The sequence below is a fragment of the Fluviispira sanaruensis genome, from assembly GCF_004295685.1.
In the GTDB taxonomy this organism is placed as follows: domain Bacteria; phylum Bdellovibrionota_B; class Oligoflexia; order Silvanigrellales; family Silvanigrellaceae; genus Silvanigrella; species Silvanigrella sanaruensis.
Genome location: NZ_AP019368.1, coordinates 2,445,046 through 2,468,822, shown reverse-complemented (window position 1 = coordinate 2,468,822; position 23,777 = coordinate 2,445,046). Strand labels below are relative to the sequence as shown.

22 protein-coding genes are annotated in these 23,777 nt (G+C 35.5%); 9 read left to right on the top strand and 13 right to left on the bottom strand.

The features are described from left to right. Nucleotides 1-349: 349 nt before the first annotated feature. The 5 genes from EZS29_RS10380 to EZS29_RS10360 form a co-directional block, all read right to left on the bottom strand. Entirely contained in the window at nt 350-1,438 is a 1,089-nt protein-coding gene (locus EZS29_RS10380; protein ID WP_172603891.1) for a thioredoxin domain-containing protein, read from the bottom strand. Between the two features lie 78 nt (nt 1,439-1,516). Continuing rightward, nucleotides 1,517-2,122: a uridine kinase gene (udk, locus tag EZS29_RS10375; protein ID WP_216678663.1), complete on the bottom strand. Its 606-nt coding sequence runs from the start codon at nt 2,120-2,122 to the stop codon at nt 1,517-1,519. 21 nt (nt 2,123-2,143) lie between these two features. Then, entirely contained in the window at nt 2,144-2,797 is a 654-nt protein-coding gene (upp, locus tag EZS29_RS10370; protein WP_130610012.1) for a uracil phosphoribosyltransferase, read from the bottom strand. Nucleotides 2,798-2,899: 102 nt separating this feature from the next. Continuing rightward, nucleotides 2,900-4,036 carry a dTDP-4-amino-4,6-dideoxygalactose transaminase gene (rffA, locus tag EZS29_RS10365; RefSeq protein ID WP_130610009.1) on the bottom strand — a complete coding sequence of 379 codons (1,137 nt, stop codon included), beginning with the start codon at nt 4,034-4,036 and terminating at the stop codon, nt 2,900-2,902. Next, on the bottom strand, nt 4,033-5,202 hold the full coding sequence (locus tag EZS29_RS10360) for a glycosyltransferase family 4 protein (protein WP_130610006.1): 1,170 nt from the start codon (nt 5,200-5,202) through the stop codon (nt 4,033-4,035). The genes rffA and EZS29_RS10360 overlap by 4 nt, the downstream gene beginning before the upstream one ends. Before the next feature lie 198 nt (nt 5,203-5,400). Between EZS29_RS10360 and fliD the strand changes: the two genes are divergently transcribed. Then, nucleotides 5,401-6,750, top strand: a complete 1,350-nt coding sequence (gene fliD / locus EZS29_RS10355; protein WP_130610003.1) for a flagellar filament capping protein FliD — start codon at nt 5,401-5,403, stop codon at nt 6,748-6,750. Nucleotides 6,751-6,798: 48 nt separating this feature from the next. Next, nucleotides 6,799-7,362: a flagellar export chaperone FliS gene (gene fliS, locus EZS29_RS10350; RefSeq protein WP_130610000.1), complete on the top strand. Its 564-nt coding sequence runs from the start codon at nt 6,799-6,801 to the stop codon at nt 7,360-7,362. 5 nt (nt 7,363-7,367) lie between these two features. Here the strand turns inward: fliS and EZS29_RS10345 are convergent, their stop codons facing one another. Further along, nucleotides 7,368-8,120: a PilZ domain-containing protein gene (locus EZS29_RS10345; protein WP_130609997.1), complete on the bottom strand. Its 753-nt coding sequence runs from the start codon at nt 8,118-8,120 to the stop codon at nt 7,368-7,370. A gap of 77 nt (nt 8,121-8,197) precedes the next feature. Here EZS29_RS10345 and EZS29_RS10340 point away from each other — a divergent pair, with 77 nt between their 5' ends. Both EZS29_RS10340 and murI read left to right on the top strand, forming a co-directional pair. After that, entirely contained in the window at nt 8,198-9,070 is an 873-nt protein-coding gene (locus EZS29_RS10340) for an HAD family hydrolase (RefSeq protein ID WP_130609994.1), read from the top strand. After that, nucleotides 9,067-9,954, top strand: coding sequence for a glutamate racemase (gene murI / locus EZS29_RS10335; RefSeq protein ID WP_130609991.1), 888 nt, complete (start codon nt 9,067-9,069; stop codon nt 9,952-9,954). The genes EZS29_RS10340 and murI overlap by 4 nt, the downstream gene beginning before the upstream one ends. Here the strand turns inward: murI and EZS29_RS10330 are convergent. After that, nucleotides 9,951-10,889 carry a DUF1338 domain-containing protein gene (locus EZS29_RS10330; protein ID WP_130609986.1) on the bottom strand — a complete coding sequence of 313 codons (939 nt, stop codon included), beginning with the start codon at nt 10,887-10,889 and terminating at the stop codon, nt 9,951-9,953. The two genes, murI and EZS29_RS10330, sit on opposite strands and share 4 nt — an antisense overlap. Before the next feature lie 137 nt (nt 10,890-11,026). Between EZS29_RS10330 and EZS29_RS10325 the strand changes: the two genes are divergently transcribed. Beyond that, nucleotides 11,027-12,043 (top strand): pyridoxal phosphate-dependent aminotransferase, encoded by a 1,017-nt coding sequence (locus EZS29_RS10325; protein WP_172603890.1) that lies wholly within the window; start codon nt 11,027-11,029, stop codon nt 12,041-12,043. Nucleotides 12,044-12,104: 61 nt separating this feature from the next. Beyond that, a complete protein-coding gene (locus tag EZS29_RS10320) occupies nt 12,105-13,613 on the top strand; it encodes a methyl-accepting chemotaxis protein (RefSeq protein WP_130609980.1) in 1,509 nt (502 codons plus the stop codon). Between the two features lie 85 nt (nt 13,614-13,698). Here the strand turns inward: EZS29_RS10320 and ggt are convergent, their stop codons facing one another. From ggt to EZS29_RS10305, 3 genes are all read right to left on the bottom strand, one after another. Continuing rightward, on the bottom strand, nt 13,699-15,456 hold the full coding sequence (ggt, locus tag EZS29_RS10315) for a gamma-glutamyltransferase (protein ID WP_130609976.1): 1,758 nt from the start codon (nt 15,454-15,456) through the stop codon (nt 13,699-13,701). Between the two features lie 99 nt (nt 15,457-15,555). Next, on the bottom strand, nt 15,556-16,239 hold the full coding sequence (locus tag EZS29_RS10310; protein WP_130609973.1) for a hypothetical protein: 684 nt from the start codon (nt 16,237-16,239) through the stop codon (nt 15,556-15,558). 8 nt (nt 16,240-16,247) lie between these two features. Then, nucleotides 16,248-17,093 carry a flagellin N-terminal helical domain-containing protein gene (locus tag EZS29_RS10305; protein WP_130609970.1) on the bottom strand — a complete coding sequence of 282 codons (846 nt, stop codon included), beginning with the start codon at nt 17,091-17,093 and terminating at the stop codon, nt 16,248-16,250. A gap of 221 nt (nt 17,094-17,314) precedes the next feature. Between EZS29_RS10305 and EZS29_RS10300 the strand changes: the two genes are divergently transcribed. The 3 genes from EZS29_RS10300 to rlmD all read left to right on the top strand — a co-directional run bounded on the left by EZS29_RS10300 (nt 17,315) and on the right by rlmD (nt 20,669). Continuing rightward, nucleotides 17,315-18,103, top strand: coding sequence for an ImmA/IrrE family metallo-endopeptidase (locus EZS29_RS10300; RefSeq protein WP_130609967.1), 789 nt, complete (start codon nt 17,315-17,317; stop codon nt 18,101-18,103). Between the two features lie 55 nt (nt 18,104-18,158). Beyond that, a complete protein-coding gene (locus tag EZS29_RS10295) occupies nt 18,159-19,109 on the top strand; it encodes a hypothetical protein (RefSeq protein WP_130609964.1) in 951 nt (316 codons plus the stop codon). 132 nt (nt 19,110-19,241) lie between these two features. Then, the gene (rlmD, locus tag EZS29_RS10290; RefSeq protein WP_130609961.1) at nt 19,242-20,669 is read left to right on the top strand and encodes a 23S rRNA (uracil(1939)-C(5))-methyltransferase RlmD; all 1,428 of its coding nucleotides are present in this window, start codon (nt 19,242-19,244) and stop codon (nt 20,667-20,669) included. A 32-nt stretch (nt 20,670-20,701) separates the two neighbouring features. Here the strand turns inward: rlmD and EZS29_RS10285 are convergent, their stop codons facing one another. Genes EZS29_RS10285 through EZS29_RS10275 form a run of 3 tightly spaced genes read right to left on the bottom strand, consistent with a single transcriptional unit; the run spans nt 20,702 to nt 23,749 of the window. Continuing rightward, nucleotides 20,702-21,553 carry a ParA family protein gene (locus EZS29_RS10285; RefSeq protein WP_130609958.1) on the bottom strand — a complete coding sequence of 284 codons (852 nt, stop codon included), beginning with the start codon at nt 21,551-21,553 and terminating at the stop codon, nt 20,702-20,704. Between the two features lie 9 nt (nt 21,554-21,562). After that, nucleotides 21,563-22,684 carry a lysophospholipid acyltransferase family protein gene (locus EZS29_RS10280; RefSeq protein WP_130609955.1) on the bottom strand — a complete coding sequence of 374 codons (1,122 nt, stop codon included), beginning with the start codon at nt 22,682-22,684 and terminating at the stop codon, nt 21,563-21,565. A 15-nt stretch (nt 22,685-22,699) separates the two neighbouring features. Next, a complete protein-coding gene (locus tag EZS29_RS10275; RefSeq protein WP_130609952.1) occupies nt 22,700-23,749 on the bottom strand; it encodes an NAD-dependent epimerase/dehydratase family protein in 1,050 nt (349 codons plus the stop codon). Between the last annotated feature and the right edge of the window lie 28 nt (nt 23,750-23,777).

The window sequence follows — 23,777 nt, the reverse complement described above, 5'->3', positions numbered from 1 at the left end:
TTTGGCGTTATACTGTTTTAAAAATGACGAAATTAATAATTTGCTCATTCAATAAAGTAAGCCTCATTCAATAAAGTAAGCCTCATTCAATAAAGTATGCCTCATTCAATAAAGTAAGCCTCAATGAAAAAAGTTACCTTTGATATAATAATTACATATTTAAAAATTTTTGTGTTGAATACGAAATAATAAGTGGTTCACTGGATCAATATCCGTCATTTTTTTGGACATAAAATAATCTATTGGTATGGAAATTATTAAATTTAAATTATTTTTGTAATTTTTATAAATATTATAAAATAAAAAAACGAGATTTAAAAGGTAAATCTCGTTTTGAATAAATATACTTTTACTTAGCAGACGCTAAACGAGAATCAATTTCTTTCTTTAAACTTTCAAAACTTAAATTATTTTCATATTTTTCACCGTTGATATAAATCGATGGTGTTGCATTTACGCCGAGTGAACTCATTTCTTCAAGGTCAGCCATAATTGATTTTGCGTGTTCTTTTTTCTCATCTGCGAAGCACGTGTTGAATGCCGTAAGATTGAGTTTGAGTTCTTCTGCAAATTTGGGATAAGCGTCGGCAGCTAAAGGGGCCATAGGCGCACGGGAAAATAGTAATTTGTGCATTTCCCAGTATTTACCTTGTTCATTGGCGCATTTTGCGGCAATGGCTGCTGGTAAAGCTTGCGGATGAATTTGTGTCAATGGGAAATCACGGAACACGAATTGAACTTTTCCTTTATATTCATCAAGAATTTTTTGAATGGGTCCGTGAGCTTGTACACAGTAAGGGCACTGATAATCTGCAGCTTCAACAATTGTTATTTTAGGATTTTTCAATGATGGATCGTATTTGTAGCCAAGATCGGAAAATTTAACCACAGGTTCTTTGGGTCTTTCAAGTGCAATGACCTTTATTTTTCCTTCTTCATTCGCTTGTTGCAAGATTTTTTGTTCTGCTTTTTCTTTTTCCATTTGGGTGAGATAACGCTTAACTAGTTTTTCTCGCTCATTTTCAGGAATTTGTTGCATTTGAGGATTGGCGGAATTTTGTGCGATGAAGTTTTTAACAACATCATCATTAATACTTATATTCTTTTTATAAAAATCATCTTTTGCTTCTTCAAGTGAAGAGAGTTTATTCTGTTTTTGATAATTGGCGAACCATTCATCCATATAATGTTTTTGTAAAATAAACTCCGCGGTTTCATAAAGCTTTTTTTGCGCATTGAATAATTCATTGCGCTCAGCTGCAGAGAGTTCTGAGATTTTGATTTTTTTAGAATCGAATGAACCAAGAACATCATCATTATTTAAAACGTTTTTGGAAGTACGTGTTTGACAGCCCACAAGAGCGAGCGAAACCAATGTTAATGCAGAAAGGTTTTGCAATTTTTTTAATTTAAAGAATCGTAATGAGCTCGAAAACATATTGCCTCCAAATGTAGAGTAAAAAGACTCAATTAAGGACATACCTTAAGTTGTATACGAAATAAACTTATTTAAAAATTAATTGACAAAATTTTTTATTTCATCAAGTGCAAGGTTGAGTGTGATTTCATTATTTGCAATATATGTAGCAAACTCAATTGATGGCTGCACAAATGCGTCATGCATAGGTTTTACTAATGAATAAAATTGTATTTTAACTCCTTCTGGACTTCTGCCTCGCTCTTCTACATCGCGCTTTAAACGGCGCTCAAATCGTATTTGTTCTGGAATATCAAGAAATAACGAAGCATCAAAAAAGGATCTTAATTTTTCTTGGGAGAGAATAAGAATGCCATCAACAATGATAACCTTGGTGGGTTGAAAAGAAATAGTTTCGTTTTTTCGTTTGTGGGTCGTAAAATCGTAAATTGGAATTTGAATTGTTTTATTATTAATAAGATCAGATAAATGATCTGCCATTAAATTAAAATCTATGGCATCGGGATGGTCAAAGTTAACAGTTCCATCTCCTTTAAAATTTTTACTTTGGTCGATATAATAATTATCTTGACTCAGGATTTTACAATGATCTATTTCGAGCATTTTTTGTAAACGACGTGCGGCTGTTGTTTTACCAGATCCACTCCCACCTGAGATAGCAATAATTTTTATTTTTTTCTGCAAATTCCACCTCTATTTACCTACTTATAAAGTTCCATAGATGCGATCTCCCGCGTCTCCCAAACCTGGTAGCAGATAGCCTTTCTCATTCATAGTTCTTTCTATTGAGAGACAATAAATTTGCACATCAGGGTGGACATTTTGAAGAATTTCGAGACCTTCTGGTGAGGCAAGCAAGCAATTAAAGCGGATTTCTTTTACTCCATACTGTTTAAGTCGTTCTATAGCTGCAACGACTGTGGCTCCCGTAGCAAGGAGAGGATCTAGTAAAAAGATTTTATTACCCTCTATATCGTCTGGTAAGCGAAAATAATATTCAACAGTATTGTTTAAAAATTTATCGCGATAAATACCAATATGTCCAACTTTAGAAAGGGGAAACATTTGCATAAAACCGTCGAGCATCCCCATTCCAGCGCGCATCACAGAAACAATAGTAACATCTTCGCAAATAAAGGAACAATCTGTTTTTTCGAGTGGAGTTTCAATTGGATAAGTTTTCATTGACAGGTCGCGTGAGCATTCATAAGCCATCAAGCGGCTCATTTCTGCTAAAATTCTCCGGAATTCGCTCGAATTTGTTTCTTTTCTTCTTAAAGTTGAGAGAGAATGTGTAAGTAATGGATGATTAATGATATTGACATTTTTAAATTGCTCTTTCTGAGAGTGCTTTGACATTTTTAACTCCGTTGCAAAACTTCTACTATGATTAAAAAACAGATTTTTATGATTTTATCATATCAAGAATTCTTGCATAGAGAAAAACTCAGAAAAAATAATTTATTGTAATTTGCTCCAATTATAAATTTCTTCAATTATAAATTGCATTTCGCTTTGTGATAAATCGGGATACAAAGGTAGGCGCAAAAGTCTTTGAGAATATTCTTCTGTCAGAGGTAAATCTCCAACTTTAAACCCGAGTTTGAGGCCTGCTGGAGCACTGTGCAAAGGAATATAATGAAAAGTGGCTCCAATATTTTTATTGCGTAAATGGGCAATAAGAGTATGTTTATCACTTTCATTGCGCATTATAATATGAAATAAGTGATAATTGCTTTCACAATCTGCAGGTATGAATGGGAGTTTAAAAATCTCTTTCTCAGCGAGTGGTCTTAATTCTTGCATAAAGAAATCATAAATTGATTCTCTTTTTTTGTTTAATTCATGCATAATATTAAGTTCAGCATCGAGAATAGCTGCTAATGGTTCTGCTAGAATATAGCTTGAGCCTTTGTCAATCCATGTGTATTTATCAACTTGTCCACGGAGAAACTGTGATCGATTCGTGCCTTTTTCGCGAATAATAAGTGCTTTCTCTGCAAGATAATCATTGTTTGTCAGGAGTGCCCCTCCCTCACCGCAAATAACATTTTTTGTTTCGTGAAAACTTAATGCAGCCATATCTCCTAGAGTACCAAGATGTTTTCCTCGCCATTTTGCGCCAATTGCATGGGCAGCATCTTCCACAACCATAATATTTTTGTTGGCACAAATATCGTTTAGTTTTTCCATTTCACATGCTACACCCGCATAGTGGACAGGAATAATTGCTTTGGTTTTATTTGTTACCTTAGCTTCCACATCGCGCATATCCATATTCATGGTCAGAGGATCGATTTCACAAAAAACAGGTTTGAGTCCTGCGACTAAAATAGCATTGGCAGTTGAGGTGAATGTAAAAGAAGGGAGAATGACTTCATCTCCTTCTTTGGCTTCCAAAAGTAACATGGCCATTTCGAGGGCATGTGTGCACGAAGATGTGAGTAGAGTGTGTTTAATAGAAAGTATTTGGCTAAACTTTTTTTCGACTGTGTGGCAAAAAGTCCCATCACCCGAAAGTTTTCCAGAAGTTAGCACTTGATTGAGATTTTCATATACTTGTTGAGGGATATGGGCTTTTGACAGTGGAATTTTCATAATTTATTCCTCCAAATTTTATTATAAATAATATTCAAATTTTTTAATTTATTTTCCCAATTGTGTTCATTTCGGGCCCAAATTTTTGCGTTCGCTCCATGATCAATTATCAGTTGGGGGTTTTCAATATATTTGGTGATTGCATTGGCAATTTCGAGTGAACTTTTAGGGGAGACAAGTATTCCACGTTCGAGATGTTTAACCTGTTCTGGGGTACCACCTGAATTTGTTCCAATAACAGGAAGTCCCATACTCATGGCATCAATCACAGAAAGCGAATACGTTTCTTCATAAGTTCCTAGGACAAAAATATCCATTGCATTTAAAAATGGGATGATGTCTGACTGAAAAGGTATCAATTGAATACGATTTTCAACTGTGGGTAAACTTACGAATTCTTTGAGCCATATATACAGTTCGTAAGCTGCGGGCTCAAAAATAGGGAGGCCAGAAGGTGAAGTTTGCAATAGCGTGGGCTCACCCATAATCCATATTTTAATTTTACTTTTGATTTCTGGTTTTAGGTGGAGAATTGCTTCAGCGATCTCACGCACTCCTTTGGCAGGATCGATACGACACATCGTTGCTATAACAATATCATCTTTACTTGTATTCCATTTTTTGCGTAATTCTTCAGAGTCTTGTGGATATTTTTGATATAGATCGAGATCCCGACCATAGCGTAATAAATAGACTTGTTCAGGTTTGAGGGGATAATTGGTTTTAATATTTTCATTTAACAGTTCAGAAGAAGAAGCAATTGCTGAAACTTGACCATAAATAAGACGATGAATAAGGCCTTTTTTGGATGGAGCGCTCATATACAAACTAAAGATTTGTTTTACATTTTTATAAAAAAAGAGTGTCAGTGAAACGAGCCAAACATCTTGTCGGGTGTGAGTGTGTATAATATTATAATTATATTTTTTTATAATTTTTGATAAATTTAATATATCTTTAATGCTAATCCGTGCTTGTTTGTGCGCATTGAATACCTTTACCCCAATCTTTTCAGCTTCTATGGCAATTTTTGATCCCGGTATGCAATAAAGGGCAGTGCATTCGCCTGACTCATGGATCTTCTTGATGAGGTTAATGGTATAAAGCTCAAGTCCTCCCCAAGAGCGAGAAGTGTTTATGTGTAAAACGTTTGTATGATCTAGCATTCTTTTTCCTAGTAGAAAGACTTCCTTAATCAAGGATTTATTATACTCAAAGTTTGAACATAATAAAATCACAAAGTGAGTGATACTATATAAAGAGAAAATTTTGCACAAGTTTTGATATTTTTTGTCTGATACGGCAATTAAAACTCCTCAATAATTCTATTACTTTGGCACAATCTTTGGGGGAGAATCATTTTTATGGCTGGAATAAGAATCAATACGGGATCGGGTATTGATCCCAAAATGGTTGATCAGCTCGTAGAAATGGAACGCGAGCCCATTAAGCAGCTAGAAACACGTAAAAAAGAAGTGGTAAATGAGCAAAAATCATTTGGCGAACTCAAAAACCATATCAGTGCGCTTGGAACCGCTTTGAATGCTTTACGGACAAAGGCAGACTTTAATAAATTAAAATTAACCAGTTCTCATCCAGATATCGTTGATGGCACTGTAGATAATAATGCTCCTATTGGTACTTATGAACTCGAAGTGCGGAATTTAGCCCACACACAAAAGCTACTGACTCAAACCTTTCCTGATAAAGATGAGACTCCCGTTGGCTTTGGTTATATGACAATCGAATTTGAGGATGGCAAACATTTTGATGTCGACATCGATCCAGACAAATCATCTTTGAACGATGTTGCGACCCAAATAAACTCAATGGGGCAAGGTGCAAGAGCAATTGTTATTAACACTAAGGAAGGAATAGAGGACTCTGAAGAAGACAATTTTCGCTTACTTGTCATGTCAGAGAAATCGGGAAAAGAAGCAAAAATATATATTGATCCTGACACGACATATATGGAATTTAAAGAACAGGTCACTGGTAGAAATTTAGAAATGACTTTTGAGGATGTCAAAGTCTATAACGAAACAAATAAAGTAACTGAATTATTTCAAGGCTTGGTATTGGATGTAAAAAAAGCGGAACCAGGGACAAAAGTGAATATCAAAATTGATTATGATGTCGAAAAAAGTCTAGAAAGTATAAAGAAATTTGTGGAAGCATATAATAAAGCTAATGACTTTATTGATAAACAATTTCAAGTCAATCCAGATACAAATAAAGCCGGTATTCTTTCTAAGGATAACAGTTTAAGAACTCTGCGCCGCTCACTTCAATCTGCATTGCAATATTCCATTCCAAATAAAAAATATCAAACTTTAGCAGATGTAGGAATTTCTACCGACCCAAAAACTGGCGCATTAAAATATGACGAATCTAAAGCTAAGCAGGCATTGTCCGAAGATTATGTTGGTGTTTCAAAGCTGTTTATCCAAACAGATGATTCAACGGGGCTCGGTATTCGCATGTCGGACGCTGTGCGCGGAATGCAAAATCAGCAAAGTGGAGTGATCTCTTCAAAAGATAGAGAATACAAAAGAATTCTTGAAAATTTTGATAAAGATCTCGCTACAAAAGAAAGACTGGCAACTCAGCGAGCAGAAGGGATCAGACGGAAGTTTGCCGTGGTGGAGCAGCTTATCAGTGGAATGAATGCACAGGGACAGGTATTGCAGCAGAAATTGGGTGGCATGAGCTAATTTTTGCACAAGAAAAATTCTTGTTCTTATTTTCAAGGATGGGATTGCATGAATTCAAAAGCATTTAAAGCTTATCAAGCGACTAACGTAACTACAGCTAAACCAGAAAAAGTATTACTTATGCTTTATGAAGGTTGTATTAAATTTGTCAGACTTGCTAAGACAAAGATGGTAGAGAAAAAAATTGCAGAAAAAGGAAAAAATATCAGCAAAGCTCTGGCGATTATTTCTGAATTGATCAACACCCTCGATCACGAAGTCGGGGGACAACTTTCAGCCGATTTGGAAAATCTATATATTTTTATGATGGATAAATTGATAGAAGCAAATATGTTTAATAAAGTAGAAGATCTCGAAGTGGTGGAAAAACTTCTTATGACATTATTCGAAGCATGGACGGATGTTGTAAATAATCCTAGGCCAGATGGAGTGCCTAGCCCAAAATTACAACCTGAGCTTTACGCAATGTATTTAACTTCAAATAGTCAGACAGCAAAAACTGAAGCTCCAAAAAATACCCAACCCCTGAAGCCAAATGGGGCTGCTGCGGTAAATTTGTCAGCAGAAGTGAAACAACCTGCTTTGGGAGGGAATGTTGTAAGTAAAAAATAAAATAATTACAAATAATAATGACTCGAACGGAATTCAGAACTATTTTCCAAAATAAATCGATTGATTATTTTTTTATCATTTAAACTCATTATTTGGAATTTCACTCCAAAACCTTCTTCAGTGATTCTAACCACTGTTCCTTTAACTAAAATCCTTTTATCGACATTTGGCAGAGTGAATTCAATTTCTAAGTCAAGGCCAACATTTGGTAGAATATTTTTATCCATATCTGAGAGATGTAAGCCATCTGCTGAAATGTCGATAGAATAAGTTTCAAATTCTTTGAATTTATAGCGCACAATTGCCTTTAATTTATATTTGAGTCTTTCAGAACGCCGGTAATTCACTTGCGCAATTTTTTTAATTTCTTCTATAACTTTTTCATGGGGAATGGGTTTTGGTAAAAACAAATCGGTGTTGAGAGTATAAGCTTTGTCTTTAATCTCTTCAAAATTCTCGACACTCGTGACAATAAATTTTATTTTTTGGTTGCGGCTAATTTTTTTTGCTTTTTCTATTTGATAGATGCCGTGACCATTGTATGAGTGATAATCAAGCATTGCGATATCAAACTCTTCTTTTGATAATATTTCAAGCATACTATTTAAATTGTTTGTCAATTCGACATGTATACCTGCTTGATTAAGGGAGGATTTTTCTATCCGTCCCGTTATTGGGCTTTCATCGGAGAGTAATAATTTTATTTTTTGTGATAGAGGTTTAGGGGTTTTTTTTTGAAGTTTTTTTGCAATGGACATAAAGTTCTCTTTGTTAAAGTTAGATTACTTTCGTATAGATTTATCGGGGAAATTTTGTGAGCTCTTGAGGAGGAATCATGTTGTGGCCTGCAGTAACAGAAACTGATCTTATCGAATTAGTTACTGAATTTAATGATGAAAAGTATAAAATTTGTTTAAATAACAAGGGATATGCTGGATTTGTTTTTTTTGATATTGGGAGCGTATTACTTGATTTAGACTGGGATATTTCCTTTGAAACCTATGGTAAACTCTTTCCCGTTGGAACAAATATTAATTATTATAACGTATTAGAAATATTGCGCGAAAATCATGTGTTGAGCGATTGGTGCACAGGGCAAATGGGGGCATTTTCATACGCTCAAGCAATTATGAACGCATATAGGCAAGAGGCTAAAATTTCAGAGGTAAACTCCCTTCTTTCCATTCTAGATGTGAAACATGCAGACAGCTTGGTCGTGGGTGCCTTGCGCCTCAGAGTGTATGAACTTGCCAAGAAATTGCGCGATATGAATTTTGCCATTGGCGTTTTGAGCAATGCCACGACTTGGCACGAGGTTGTGATTGAAAAAAGACTGCCTGTCCGAGATTTTTTTGATGTGTGTATTTTTAGTCAAGATTTAGGTTGTGAAAAACCGCAGAGAAAAATTTATGAAGTCGCTCAATATGAAGCAAATCGTTTTGTGCAAAAAAAGTTTAATGCTACACTGGATCCAAATGATATATATTTTATCGATGACACTCCTGTAAATGTTAGGGCGGCGCGTGAGATGAATTGGCAAACAAGTTTAGTTAACTTATTTAATGACTCTATCTTAGAAAAAATATCGCAAAAAAAGATTTCGGAGAATGAGCTTAAAGAAGCTTCACATATTAGAGAAAATTTATTATTTGGGCAAAGCGCTGCATCGAGAGTCGAAAATATATTCAAAAGTATTGTTACTTTATGAAACATAATTATAGTCCAAATATTGCTTTTTTTGATTCAAGTCAAGGTGGATTGACTGTCTGGGAAAACGTTTTAAAAAGATTTCCCAATTTAAACACCCAGTATTTAGGAGACAATGCACGTTGTCCTTACGGTAATAAAAGTGCAGAAACTATTATAAAATATTCATCAGAAGCAGCTTTGTTTTTATTAAATCGCAATGCCAATTTATTAATTGTTGCTTGTGGAACAGCTTCAAGTGTCGCAGCAAAAGAAATTCAAAAAATATTTAAAATACCAATTGTTGGTATTGTTGAAGGTTTTTGTCAATTTGTGGGTTCCATTTTGGAAAATAAATCCCGCAGTGTAGCTGTACTTGGTACTCGCTTTACAATTAAAAGTGGTCGTTTTAAAGAAGAGCTTTCCTTATATAATATAAATAACGTTTGGGAAAGAGCTTGCCCCTTATTTGTTCCGTTAGTTGAGGAAGGGATTTCTTCAGGTCCTATGGCGGATGCTGCGGCAGATATGTATTTATGGGATATCCCCGAAGATACAAAGATCGTTATGTTGGCTTGTACACATTATCCACGCCTTGTCCATGCAATTGCGGCCTCTATTGAGCGTCGTCTCGGAAAAACAATTATATATAAAACCATTGATGGGGACTGGGTCTTAATATTAGGTAGAAATAATTTAGAGGATCCTATTTATGTAGTAGAATCCTCTTTGCCTATTGTTAATTATGTTTCGCAATTTTTACATAAAAATAACTCAACAGGAATATACAGTCAGGGAAATAAACATGTTTTTTGTACCGATGCGCCATCCCACTTTGAAAATATTGCCCGTTTTTTTACGACAATTGCCTTACCTAAAGTCGAAGTAGCAGAAATCCAAAGTTAAGCCTGTTTCCTTAAATTAGTTGATTCAAAAATTTTATCTGCATTGTCTGTAACAAAACCTTGATAATAACTGCTCCAAATACCATCTTTTTTCTTGCCAATGAGTGGGTGGCGATAGGCAAACTCTACAAATGCATATGGAATCTTATGAAACCCTTCTTGAAAAGGAACAAGTAATTCTTCGGCAAGGGTTGCACTTTGCTCTAAATGCACTTCGGCTGATCCTTTTATAAGACCTCCTCCAGAAGTGTTCATTGCAATACCAAGTTCCTTTTGAATAAATTGGTTAAAGTTTTTGAGAGACTTAAATTTTTTCATCAAGTGGATACTTAAGGTAAAATGATTTGGTGTGTTGCCATAAACCAATGTCCAAGCAGCATATTCACTTTCTTTTCTAAGCATTTCATAATCTTTAAAACTTGGTGTGCGCCAAACAGGACCATTGCTTAAATAAAGGGTTAACGCTTGGACAAATTGATCGATATTTTCTGGATGAGTTTTAAGAGAATTAAATTCATTTCTTAATTTTTGAATTGGAGATTCGCTTAAATCATTTGTATATTTTAATATACATTTTTGAAATTCCTGTGAAAAACTTTCAGGTTCGAGAACACTCAAAAACACTTTTGGCGGAATTTTTGTGCTGTGCTCTTCTTTATTATTTGGAGGGTTCATTGATATTGCCATCAATTTTTTATCTTTAAAGTGGTATTCATCAGCTTGATTGTAGCCAAGTATTTCAAAGACCTGTTTGAGAGTTTCCAGTCCACAGTGAGGCCCAGGGAGAGTGCGAAAAGCCATATGGTCTTCGCTCCAATGATCACCTTCAGTGCGAACAGCATTTTCAATCTTTTTAACCTGTTGGACCTTCGCTTTATAATTGAGCCAGAGCTGTTTGATCAATTTATTAATTATTTTTTCTTGTAATTTAAGCATTCGATATCCCTCAGAAATAGATGCAAAAAAAAAGGATTAGTCCTTTGTGAGCGTGTAAAAGTTATGTTAGTAATTTAGCTCAAGCTTTGGGCTTTGGCTAGGAAAAGTCTTTTATTTTATGACTGAGGAATATGAATTTGTCTCAAGCAATTATTGCTCTCGATCGGAATGAATATTATTTTGACCATCATGTAGAAGTCCTGAATTTGTTTCAATTTTATAATCAACAGGGACACTCGCGCTATGCTGCAAGCACCGATCATGTGCTATTGCAAAATGCGCTCGCCACTCTATTTAAAGTTGATTTGCAAAAAATAACTTTAACCCATGGTGCTGAAGATGCACTTATAAAAGCTTTGGCGTGGTTGAAATTAAAGTATAAAACTTTAGTTTTAGAGGATTTCTCTTGGGCAAATTACAATCACATTGCGGAAGGCTTAGGCTTTCAACTCAAGAAAGTACAAACTCAGATAAAAGCAGATTCATTTTGTTTAAATACAAGTGAATTAAGAAATTATTTAGATTCAAGTGAACCCTCCGTTGTTTTATTAACTTCCCCAAACAATCCCACTGGGCATGAAATTTCCGAAAAAGAGCTTTATGCATTGCTCAAAAGTTATCCAAAACATTTTTTTATCCTAGATATGGTATATGCACCTTTTTTTAAACATGAATTTGCCCCTTTACTCTGTTCAGAAAATTCTTTGTTTGTAGGGAGCTTTTCAAAATTTTTTGGATTGCCAGGATTAAGAGTTGGCTTTGCCATCGGCTATTTACCAAAAGCGTTTCAATTGAATTTAGGTTTGCAACCGCAAGCTATTCAAATATGTCAAACAGCATTACAGCACATTGACTGGTATCAGAGCAATCGCAACGAAATGTTAACTTTTGCAAAATCTTTAGAACGCTTTAAATTTAAGAATATTTCAATTTTTAAAACCTCAGCATCTTTTTTCTTGGTTAAACTTCCACTTTTTAAAGATTTAGAACAAATCCTTTTATTTGCAGAAAAACAATCTTTTGTGCGGCCAAAGTTTTTAATTAAAGATAAAAATCCTTACCTACGTTTTGGTTTAGCGCCCGTAAATGTATGCAATAAAATAGAAGACTATTTATCCATTATCGATAAAAAATTTGACGAAAAATCTTTTTAAAATATCAATAAATAAAATACTATTAAACTGAATATCAAAAGAATTGAAAAAGGATATTAAAATGGAAAAATCTCATTTTAAGTTCAAAGGTCTCAGTGGACAATTGCTTATATTAACAATAATTCCGATAGTCTTGATTGTTTTGATCAGTGTTTTGGGTTGGCGTGGCATAAAATCACAGAATGATGACTTAAATTACATAGCAAGCCAGAGGATGCAAATCATAAATATAATAAATGATATGCGCTATGGTGTGTCCAATATAGCGCGCTTAATATGGATCGCTAATGCCAATCAAGAAAATAAAGAGGCAAGGGATAAAAAGATTGAGGAAGCACAACAACAGATAAATAAACTTTATAAGCTAAGCGATGATTATATTATACTTAGTAGCAGAGAAGCAAGCAAAGAAAAAATGAGAAAAATAAAAGATTCTTGGAAAGATATAGAAGCTGTTACTTTTAAAAATGTTTCAAGTCTCATGCAACAAGAAAAATTTGATGATGTGCGGAAAATAATGTTGGGAGAATTCTACTTAAAAGTGACACCTGTAATTGCAAATTTAGATGAATTGGAAAGCAGAGCAGTGAGTTTAAATTCTGAATTTGTAGAAAAATCATTAAATGAAGCAGAGAAAACAAAGTTGTTTTCTCTTTTTGCTGGGATTTTCGGAACATTATTTACGATTGTTTTTAGCTTTACTGTTTCTAAGAAACTTTTGAGGACGCTAGTCGTTCTTTCCGATCAAATTGCGCAATCTGGTAAAGATGTTTCACAGGCAAGTACATATTTGTCTTCTGTCAGTTTGCAAGTTTCGTCTGGAACAACAGAAGCGGCTGCCGCTCTCGAACAGACAGTGGCGTCGGTCGAAGAACTCTCGAGCATGGTGAAGTTAAATGCAGAGAATGCTCAACAGGCTGCAAAACTGTCGCAGACAAGTTATAAAACAGCTGAAATGGGTGAAGTTGAAACGCAAAAATTGGCTCGTTCGATGGCAGATATTTCAGAAAGTTCTAAGAAAATAGAAGAGATTACAACTGTAATTGATAACATCGCTTTCCAGACGAATTTACTCGCTTTAAATGCTGCAGTTGAAGCCGCCAGAGCGGGTGAGCAAGGACGTGGATTTGCTGTAGTGGCTGAAGCCGTCAGGAATTTAGCACAAAAAAGTGCTTCTGCGGCAAAGGATATTTCAAATTTAATTAAAGACAGCGTAGATAAGATAAAGAAGGGTGAAGAAATTGCTTCTTCAACAGCTGAAGTTCTAAATAGTATCTTAATTTCAATAAAAAAAGTTTCAGAACTCAATTCGCAAATATCATCTGCATCGCATGAACAGGCCAACGGTATTGTCCAGATCAGCAAAGCAATGAATGAAATCGATTCGTCCACCCAACAAAATGCTTCTGGTTCCGAAAAAGTCGCTTCTATTGCTTCAGAACTAACACAACAGTCACTTTCATTGCAAAACTATGTAAATCAATTGAATATGATGATCCATGGCTTTGCGATGGATATTAAAAGTTCGGGGCAAAATAAATTTTCTGAGGAGCAAGTTTCACTTTCTTAATCTTAATATAGATTTATTTCCATATCTTCTGATAATTTTGTTTTAAAATAGTTACACTTAGGAGATCTTTCAAATTTTAAATGAATCACCAAACACCAACTGCAGCATCTCCTTCAGAGCGTGGATCACTGCTGCCTAAAAAGTGATTATCAGGATCTTTTTGCACTGTTTGCAACGAACCGTAGGGTCTGACTTTCTCAATCTCATGCCCCATCTTTTTTAAAGACTCTAATGTTTCAAATGCAATTCCATCTTCATAAAAAAACTTATCTGGCCATAATTGGCGGTGAAAGCGAGGGTAAGAAGCAAGGGTTGATATATTTTTATTATAATCAATAAATCCAGTAATCATAAGTAATGATTGTGTGATAATACGGCTTCCACCAGGAGCACCCGTTGCAAGAATAGCCTCTTTTTTATCGTTCAATAAAATTGTTGGTGTCATAGAGCTCAATGGTCTTTTTTGAGGTTCAATCGAATTTTTAGGACCTTGAATTAAGCCAAAAGAATTTGCCGCTCCTACTTTTGCAGTGAAATCATCCATTTCATTATTTAAAAGGATTCCTGTTCCTTTAACTGTTTTACCATTTCCATAATAATAGTTTAACGTATATGTATTCGATACCATATTTCCATGCTTATCAACTATTGAATAATGGGTTGTGTTTCCTTCCTGATTGCTTTCGCGGCGGATTCCTTCTTTTTGGACAATTTCAGATGGGGTGTGTTTTTTTAAGTCCATACTCTGAAATATTTGTTTTGCATATTTTTTTGAAGTGAGACGTTCAATTGGATTTTTAACAAAATCAGGATCGCCTAAAGAATTGTTTCGATCATAATAGGCATAATTCATTGCTTCACTTAATATATGAAAATATTCCGCACTGCGAAATGGTATTTTTTTAAAATCGACATTTTCTAATATATTTAAAATCTCGATTAAAGTAACTCCACCTGAGCTGGGAGGAGGAACGGATAAAACTTTAAATCCATTGTAGGTGCCTTCAATCGGCGTCATTTCGATAGCTTTGTATTGCTCAAGATCTTTTAAGGTCATTATTCCTTTATGGGACTGCACATCATCGATTATTTTTTTCGCTATTTTACCTTTATAAAAAGCGTCTGATCCATATAAAGCAATTTCTTCAAGAGTATTTGCTAAATCTTTTTGAATTAAAATTTCCCCAGGTTTGAATGCTTCTTTTTCTTTATTAAAAAATATTTTTGTAGATTCTTCGCTTTTTTGTAAATGTTTTTTATTTTCTGTAAGAGATGTTGAGAGAGCATGAGTGACTAAAATTCCATTGCGTGCTAAATGTATGGCAGGAGCCATGACTTTTTTTAAGGGCATACTTCCGTATTTTGTTAAGGCAGAGTTGAGTCCATAGACTGTTCCAGGGACACCTGCACCGTTATAGCTTGCTGTTATTTCTTCCACATCGACTTTAGCATCTTTATCTAGGAACATGTTTTTGTGAGCAGCGAGAGGGGCTTTTTCTCTATAATTTATTACGACAGCTTTTTTTTCTTTATTGAGCCAAATAAGCATAAATCCACCGCCACCAATATTTCCTGCTTTCGGTAAAGTGACAGCAAGGGCATAGCCAACTGCAACGGCGGCATCGACTGCATTTCCTCCTTGCTTCAATATCTGTGCTCCTACTTCAGATGCAATTTTTTCTTGCGATGCGACCATCCCTTTTTCAGAATATTCTGGTTGGAAAATTTGATAGGATTCTTCAATTGGAAAATTATTTGCCAAGCTTTTAATTTGATAAGGTAAAAGAGAAAAAATAAGAATAAGAGATGCTTTTGTTGTATTTTTAATGTATTTTCTGTGCATAAATAATTGTTACCTTGATAATTGCGAACGAAAAATCAGTAAAATTGAAGTCTATTTTACCTGATTTTATAAATTAATCAATTTAGGTATTATAAAAATTTAAAACATGAAGGGGTCATCTTTTCCAGAATCTTCTATGAGTTTTGCATTTTCGCCATACACAGTTTTGCGGACAATATTTCTCTCATCTGTCGTTGTGAATTTATTTTCGAGCACAGACCAAAATTTGTTAGCCAAATCTTCAGAAAGCTTTTGTTGCGTAATAGAGTCTGAACAATTGGTAAACTCTTCAAAACACTTTATTATATTTTCTAAACTTTGTCTGACACTGTCTTGAAATTGAAGTGCCATTATAACAGGTGCAATCATATTTGCGAGCTCTTTGTCAGATTCAGAAAGTTTTTCAAGTTGCTTTGACAAACCGCTTGTTTTTGCCCCAATTTCTTTGTATCGATCGCTTTCACCTAATTTTTTTGCTGCATCTAAATCACCAGCCGAAGCACTTTCAAATATTTTATCTGCAATTGAATTGGCTTCTGCGGCCATTTTTTCGACTTCTTCATGTTCCTGAGTGCCTTCTTGATACATACTTGTTATCAAACCTTTTACAGTTTGCGCTTGATCTGAAGAAAGACTGGAAACATGTTCCATTTTATTACCTATTTCGAGAGCGGCTTTTTCTGTTTTGACCACCACGTTTTTTAAAATCGTGTCCGTAATTTTTATTAGATCCTTTGCGATCGAAACAAAATTTTCATGAGACAGTTGAAGTTTATTTGTCATATGTTACCTTATCTTCCTTCAAGGAGTGTTAGGGCCATGCGGCTCGTTTGGTTTGCTTGTTGAAGGACACTGGTACCGGATTGAAGTAAGATTGAGTTTCGTGTTAATTCCGAACTCTCTTCTGCTATATCGACATCTTTTATGCGGCTGTTCGCAGCGCTGATATTTTCTACTGTTGTTGCAATATTGTTAATTGTTGAACCGAGTCTGTTTTGGAGTGCTCCCAAATCAGCACGGATAGCACTTACGTAATCGATGGCCGATTCAATAGCCGTAAGAGAATGTTGAGCTCCTTGTTTTGTGTCGAGAGCCAGTTCTGAAACGCCGAGTCTATTTGTTTTTACGTCAGCCTTAAATGAATTGTATTCAAGACGGTCAACACCTAAAATGTTGTCACCTCCTGTGTTGATTTGAATTTCGAGGATACCTCCCGTACCGTCGAGCAACTGTGTTCCATTAAATTCAGTCGCATAAGCAATTCTATCAATTTCATCTTTGAGTGCTTGATATTCGATATCAAGATAGACACGTTCTTTGGGGCCAATTGTGTCAGATGCAGCTTGCACTCCGAGTTCACGCATACGAATGAGCATATTTTGGACTTCATTCATTCCGCCTTCCGCAGTTTGAATAAGACTGATTCCATCATTTGCATTTCGTTGAGCTTGTTGGAGTCCTCTAATTTTTGAGCGTAATTTTTCACTTATTGCAAGGCCTGCGGCATCATCGGCGGCTTTGTTAATTCTAAAGCCCGAGGCTAATCTTTCCAAACTCTGATCCAGCATTTTGCGCGTATTGCGCATGTGTCTCTGGTTTGTAATTGAGGTGACGTTGGTCATTATCCGATAGCCCATAGCCTTCTCCACTTCTTATATATGCAATAGGAATAGGTTCTCTTTTTTTACGCTATCAAAAAATGCTTAATTTGTAAGCGTTTGGTGTCAATTCTGTGGTAGGTATATAACTCCATACAAATTCTATGATTTATTAGGAAAGTCCTATTTTCGTGCTATAATTCATGAAGGTTTCTTCATTCAACTCTTAAATTTTGTTTTTTTCAAAAAGGACACGTGTAATGATCAATGTCGAAAATAATCGTTTTCCGCATAGCGCAGAGTTATTTAGGTTTTGCAAAGAAGTTCTTACAATACGGAAAAGTTCGCCTGAAAAAGTAACTGATCAAGATGTAGGTGCATTGCTTGGCTTTGATCCTGCAGATTGTACACACTGGAAATATGGGCGTAAAAATATTAAATCCATTCAAAATATCAATCAATTGGCGCATGCGCTCGAAATTGATCCGCGAAATTTGATCGATATTTCATTAGGAAAAAACGTTTTATACGATGCTCTTATCGAATATCAGGGCTATGGTGAATTTATATGCACAGATGTAGAGCGAAACATTCTTATGCAAGAAGCAAATCGAATTATTGAACTTGCAAATATTAAATCAGTTCCTGTACTCTTACCGGAGTTGTCTCAAATTTTACCTGATGTAGAATTAAAAGCACAAGAAGGGCAAAAAGAAGTCGTACTTTCTCGTTACGAAAATGGAAAGTGGTATATAACATGGCAAAAAGGAGATCGATTTGGTACAGCATTGAGATTTCTATTAATGCGTGAGTTTGCCTTGGTAATGCTCAACTCTGAGACATTAAAATTGAAACTTCCGCAAGATAAAAATCCAATTTTTGCAAACGCTCTTTCTCTTTTCTTGCTTATGCCGTCGCATTTGTTACAAATTGCTTGTAGTCAATGTGATCCTGCTCGTGACACGATTGAGCAGCTTATGGATCTTTTTTGGATGAGCCGCACACTTGTGAACATTCGGCTTAAAGATTTTCTGATATACAGAAACTAACGGCTCTTTGATTGGTTTTCAGAGCTGTGTTTCTACTCAACTCTTGGAAACAGATATGGATATATTTGCAACTGTCTCACTTGTATTTTCTGGCGTTGTTCTTCTATTATGCGCATGGCTTGTTTTATCGAAACAAAAAGTCTCACTTAAAGTTATTGAACTTAATAATAAGCTCGTGGCACTGGAAGCGCGTGAACTCACACATATTGCACCAAAAGTGATAGCAAATGTAGAGAAAAAAATAGCACCAGCCAAAGCGCAAGTGCATGAACACACTTCAAATCATACTTCCGAATTGCTTGATTTACGTAAGGAAGTCTCAAAATTAAAAGATGAAAACAAAAAAGCAAAAGAAGAATTGCGGAATAAAGAAAAGGAATTAAAAGGACAAGCTGAATCAACCGTAAATAAGCTTTATAGTTTAACTGAAGAAAATACTAAACTCATTGAGCAAATGCGTTCTCTGGATCAGCAATTGAAAGCAGCACTTGATTTCGGTAAAAATAAAGTGTCACTGCAAGATTTTGAAAATAAAATAGTTGAAATAAATGGATTAAGAGATGATCTTTCTAAGGCGAAGCATAAAAATATAGAACTTGAAAAGAGCTTAAAACACAGCACCCATAAACTCTCCACTCATTTAGATAAGCTGAAAAATTTAGAAATAGAACTGCAAAAATGGCAGGAAGCAGCGACGACTTCTGATGGAAAAGCACTTGATGCCTCTGCTTTTTTAAGATGGCACGATCGAGCTGTCACTGGGAGAAAGATGTATCGTCTTATGCGGCAAATGCGAGAACTCTCCGATACCAAAGTCTCCACCTATCAAGAGGGCGTTGTTGCCTTGTCAAAATGGATTTTAGCACAAAAGAACTTGACCCCTCCCTCGCTTTCTGAAAATGAAATACAAGCGGATAGACTTCTAGCAGAAGCTTGGAATGCAATTTTAAACACTGAGACAACGGCAAACAGTTCCTCAGGTGCGAACAGTGCTGCAATGAATTAATCCCTTTGATACAAATAAAAATAAGTTAAATTATCTTCTTATTTTTGTTGTTTAATATAAATATATTGAGTATAAATTTTCGTTTTTTGGTGTGTGTTTTTTGAAAACTTTAATATTGGTGATATTTTCTATATGAAAGATTTTAGTAAAATAGGTTTTAGCAGTCGTTCCACTTCAAGCAGAGCAGACAAGCGTGGCGGCTTTTCCGATAAAACCTATAGACGTGAGAGAGATCCGCGTTCCCCGCGAGACAATCGCTCAGAACGAGGAAGTGATCGCAGCTCGGATATTCAACCTGTTCGACTTATTACAACGAAATCAGGTGTTTCTGAGCGAGTCATGCATGAAGAACAGTGTCGGGTTCTTGAAAAGTGCGGATCATGCCCTACTCTCGATATTTCATATAAAAGCCAATTGATGCAAAAAACAGCAGACCTTAAGTCTCGGGTGCAAAAAGCAGGCTCTGATTTCTCTACTGTCGTTATCAAAGATTGTGTCGAGTCAGAAGATCGTCTGGGATATAGACACAATGTTAAGCTCGTTGTTTCGGAACGAATGAGTTTTGGTGGACGCTCTTCGCAAAAAGAAGGGACTAAGAGATGGATAGACCTTGGTTTTTATAGGCAATCCTTAAATGAAGTGGTTGATATTGGTCGTTGTCCAATTCAATCAAATACAATGAACGACATCATGGGTTGGTTGCGCACAGGTATCCGTCTCCACAATGTAAGCGTTTATACACTTAAAAATAAGACAGGTCTTTTACAAAATGTTGTAATAAGAACTTCAAGACACACACGCCAAGCAATTTTAATATTTATCGTAACAAAAGCAGATTTAGCAACTTTGCGTCCATTGGCGAGAGACATTGCTGAAAAGTATATGAATGTTCAAGGCATCTATATGCAAGTTGTCACACCAGGTCGCAGTGCTCAAAATGAAGATGAAAAAATAAATGACAATTTAACCCTTATTGTTGGGCAGGATCTACTTGAAGAAAAATTCGGCAATTTTGTATTTAAGTTTTCTGCCGCAAGTTTTATGTCTATAAATCCTATAATCACCAATCGGATTTACTCACGTATTGAAGAATTGCTTGAGTTAACAGGGAAAGAAACAGTCGTTGACCTTTATTCTGGTGCAGGTGGAATTTCTTTGACACTTGCTCAGTCAGCCCGTGAAGTTATAGGAATTGATCATTCAACTTCTTCTATTAAAGATGCATTGAGAAATGCAAAAATAAATGAAGTAAAAAATGTTGATTTTTATGAAGGTAAAGTCGATGAAGTTTTACAGAAGTTAAATGCAGAAAAAAGATTGCAAAAAGCAGACGTGGTTATATTAAATCCAGCTCGTTCTGGCTGTGAAGGAAAAACAATAGAACATGCTGTTGCGCTGGAACCTAAAACAATTGTTTATTTATCTACATTTTTTGATATTCTTTTTAGAGATTTAAAATCCTTTAAAAAAGCGGGTTATGAACCAACAATTTTTGAACCATTTGATACAGCTCCAGGAACTAACAATTATGAAGTTCTTTGTTATTTAACAAAAAAATAATTCTCAAATTCTTTTTTATTTTACAAAAAAACTCAATCTAAATTCAAAGCTGAATTATTTTCTTTAGAAGATGTTTTATCTGTGAAATTGTTTCTTATATTTTTCATTTGTGAAATATTTTCTATAGAATTAAATAGAGATTGAATTGCTTGACTCACTGCGTGTTCAGGATGCCCAATTACGATCGGTTTAATTTCTGAATGGGATTCTCTTATTTTTACACTTGATGGAATATATGGCTCCAATATTTGGAATCCAATCTTTTGTAGTTCTTGAATAATACCAATAGAATGTTTTGTGCCTTTTTGAAATTGGTTGACTACAATTCCTAAAACTTTTAGGTTGGGATTGTGATCCTGTCTAACTTCTTCGATGGTATTTTTTATTTCTGTTGCTGCACGAATGCTAAAGGCATCGCAGTCTATAGGAATAATAATTTCGGTTGCTGCTATTAAACATGCAAGACTGAAAAAATCATTAGCAGGTGGTGGATCAAGATAGACCTGTTCATATGTGTTATTTTTAAGGCCTTCACGTAATTTCATTATTTTATGTTTATTTTCCAGTTTCGTTCTTAAATCTTCGAGTTCACGATTGCTTGCAACAAGATGCAAATTGGGTATTTTCGTATTCAATGTAATATACTCAAAAATAGATTGTCGAAATATATTTAAATGTAAACAACTTTCATAATAATCGGCCAAAGTACTATCTGGATACTTATCGTTACCTAAAATATAGGAACTTGCATTCCCTTGTGGATCGGAATCGATTAAGAGTGTTCTTTTGCCAGATTTTGCGGCACAAGCTGCTAAGTTAACAGCAAGTGTTGTTTTACCAACTCCACCTTTTTGATTGTATATTACCCTTATAATCTGTGTCATTTTATCCCCTTAATCAAACCATATGCTCCGTCTATTTTTTAATTTATCGACAATGGTGTCTTGAATTTGTTCTTTTACCATTCTACTCATTTTATAAACTAAAACACGATCTTTTTCGGCTCCAGGCCCGAAATTTGTAAAATCGATTGCTGGTAGAATATGTATGCTCCATTTGCTGGGTAGAGGAATGGCTCCTAACGGGCCGAGCCAAGGAAAAGTCCAAGTAATGGGTGTGTAAGGAAGTCCAAGCATTTTAGAAATAGCTGTTTCTTTAGCAATCATAGGATGAATTTCCTCTGGTCCTATAAAAGCAATTGGTATGAGAGGCGAGCGTGTGCGCAGACAAAGGCGAATGAAACCACCTCTGCCAAAACGCGCTAAATGATATTTATCGCGATATAATTTCCCAAGTCCTTTCACTCCTTCTGGGAAAACAACCACAGGGTGATTGTTTTCAAGCAGTTGCTGAGCATTATCTTGGCTGGCTCTCACACCGCCAAAGCGATTCATGAGTGAGCCTAAAAATGGGAAATGAAATAAGAAATCCTCAACCATAAAACGAAGATCTCTATGCATATGGTGCTCTCTCTGGATCGCAATTTTGAGCATGGTGGCATCGTAGGGGAGGCCGCCTGAGTGGTTGCCGACGAGAAGTGCTGGGCCATCGGCTGGAATATTCGATATCCCATATGTTTCAACTCGCCAGTATTTTACGTAGAAGAAATTCAGCAATGGACTGACAAATTTGTCGAAAATAGGGTCGTATCCAAAGGGATCGACTTCTTCACTGCGCAATCTTAAGGAAAAATCATGATATTTTCTGCGTAAATTAAATGGATTTAAGCCCGTAAAAAATTCATCAGCTGCAGGCTCAAGTGGATTGCTATCACTTGTTGTGAATGTTTTTTCAATTTCTTGGCGAAATTCCTGCATTTTACCAATAACACTTTGCAGCTCTTCTTTTGTGGCGAATTTTTCTTGGTTGTCGGAAAACTTATTTTGCAAATCTTTTTCGATTCTATTAAATTGCTCTATAAGCATTCTTCTTATATTAAAAACTTGATTAGAAAAATTAGTAAGTGTGTCACTATTTATATTATTTTTTTCTTTTCGAGCTGCGTTGCTATTCATATGCGTGTTACCTTTTTAGTAAATTCTTTGAAAGCCTTGTGATGTTGCGTATTCTTCATCTTCGCCCAAAGTAGATGAAGGAACAGAAAAACCTATTTGTCTCAAACGGTTTGCTTCAATCATGGACTTAAGAGCTTGTCGACTCGAATATTTTGCAACAAAGCCCAATTCTTTTTCTGCTTTCTTACCATCGGCGACACACAAAAATTGAAAGAAAGGCACGATTTCAGCAGGCAATTCCCAAATTCTTGAAGAATAACCTGCTGAAAAGAATGTTTTACACACCGCCGAAAAAAACGGCACTGGAATTTTACCTGACATATGTATACCTGTACTAAGAGGGAGAACGCCTCTTCCTACGATATTAAAAACACCTCGAATGTTGTTCGTTAAGGCTAAAATTTGAGCTCGCACAGCATCATCTTCATGGATAAATTGGACAAGAGGATCGTATCCAAGCACTTTTGGGACAATCCCTGTCATAAAGTAACGAGCGCGGATATTGGTTGAGTTTGGTCCTAAAATAGGGGCAAATCTTAAGAGAGAAACAGCACAGTTTGGATAGTTAATGGTAAAATCTTCTAATTGCTTTTCGACGTCGACGCGGGTTTTTACGAAAGAAGGTCCTTGCATTTTTAATTCATAATTTTCATGAATAAAATTTGGATTTTTTGGATGAGCGCCATAAACAAAAGTTGCGCTGTGCACAACAAGTTTCTGAATTTGTGCCTCCGCAACTGCATTTAATATGTGAAAGGTTCCTATGGATTCAACTTCGTGATGATAACTTTTTTTTCGTGTGGGGCCAGAGAAAAGCGCGCCATGAATAAAAGCTGTTACGTTATTTTGCAATAATGTAGATGCAATTTCAGCGCTTGCTTCATCTTTTGTGAGATCCACACGATGAAATATGAATTTACTCGATGCAATTGAAGGGGAATGGATATCAAAAATATGAACTTCTTTAACTGTTGAAAGCTCAGCTAAACGTTTTAAGACCAGAGTCGTTAAAAAACTCGATGCACCTGTTAAGCCGATTCGCTCGTGTATTTGTATATTTTCCATACCTTGTCAGCCTATTTCTCTTTCTTGT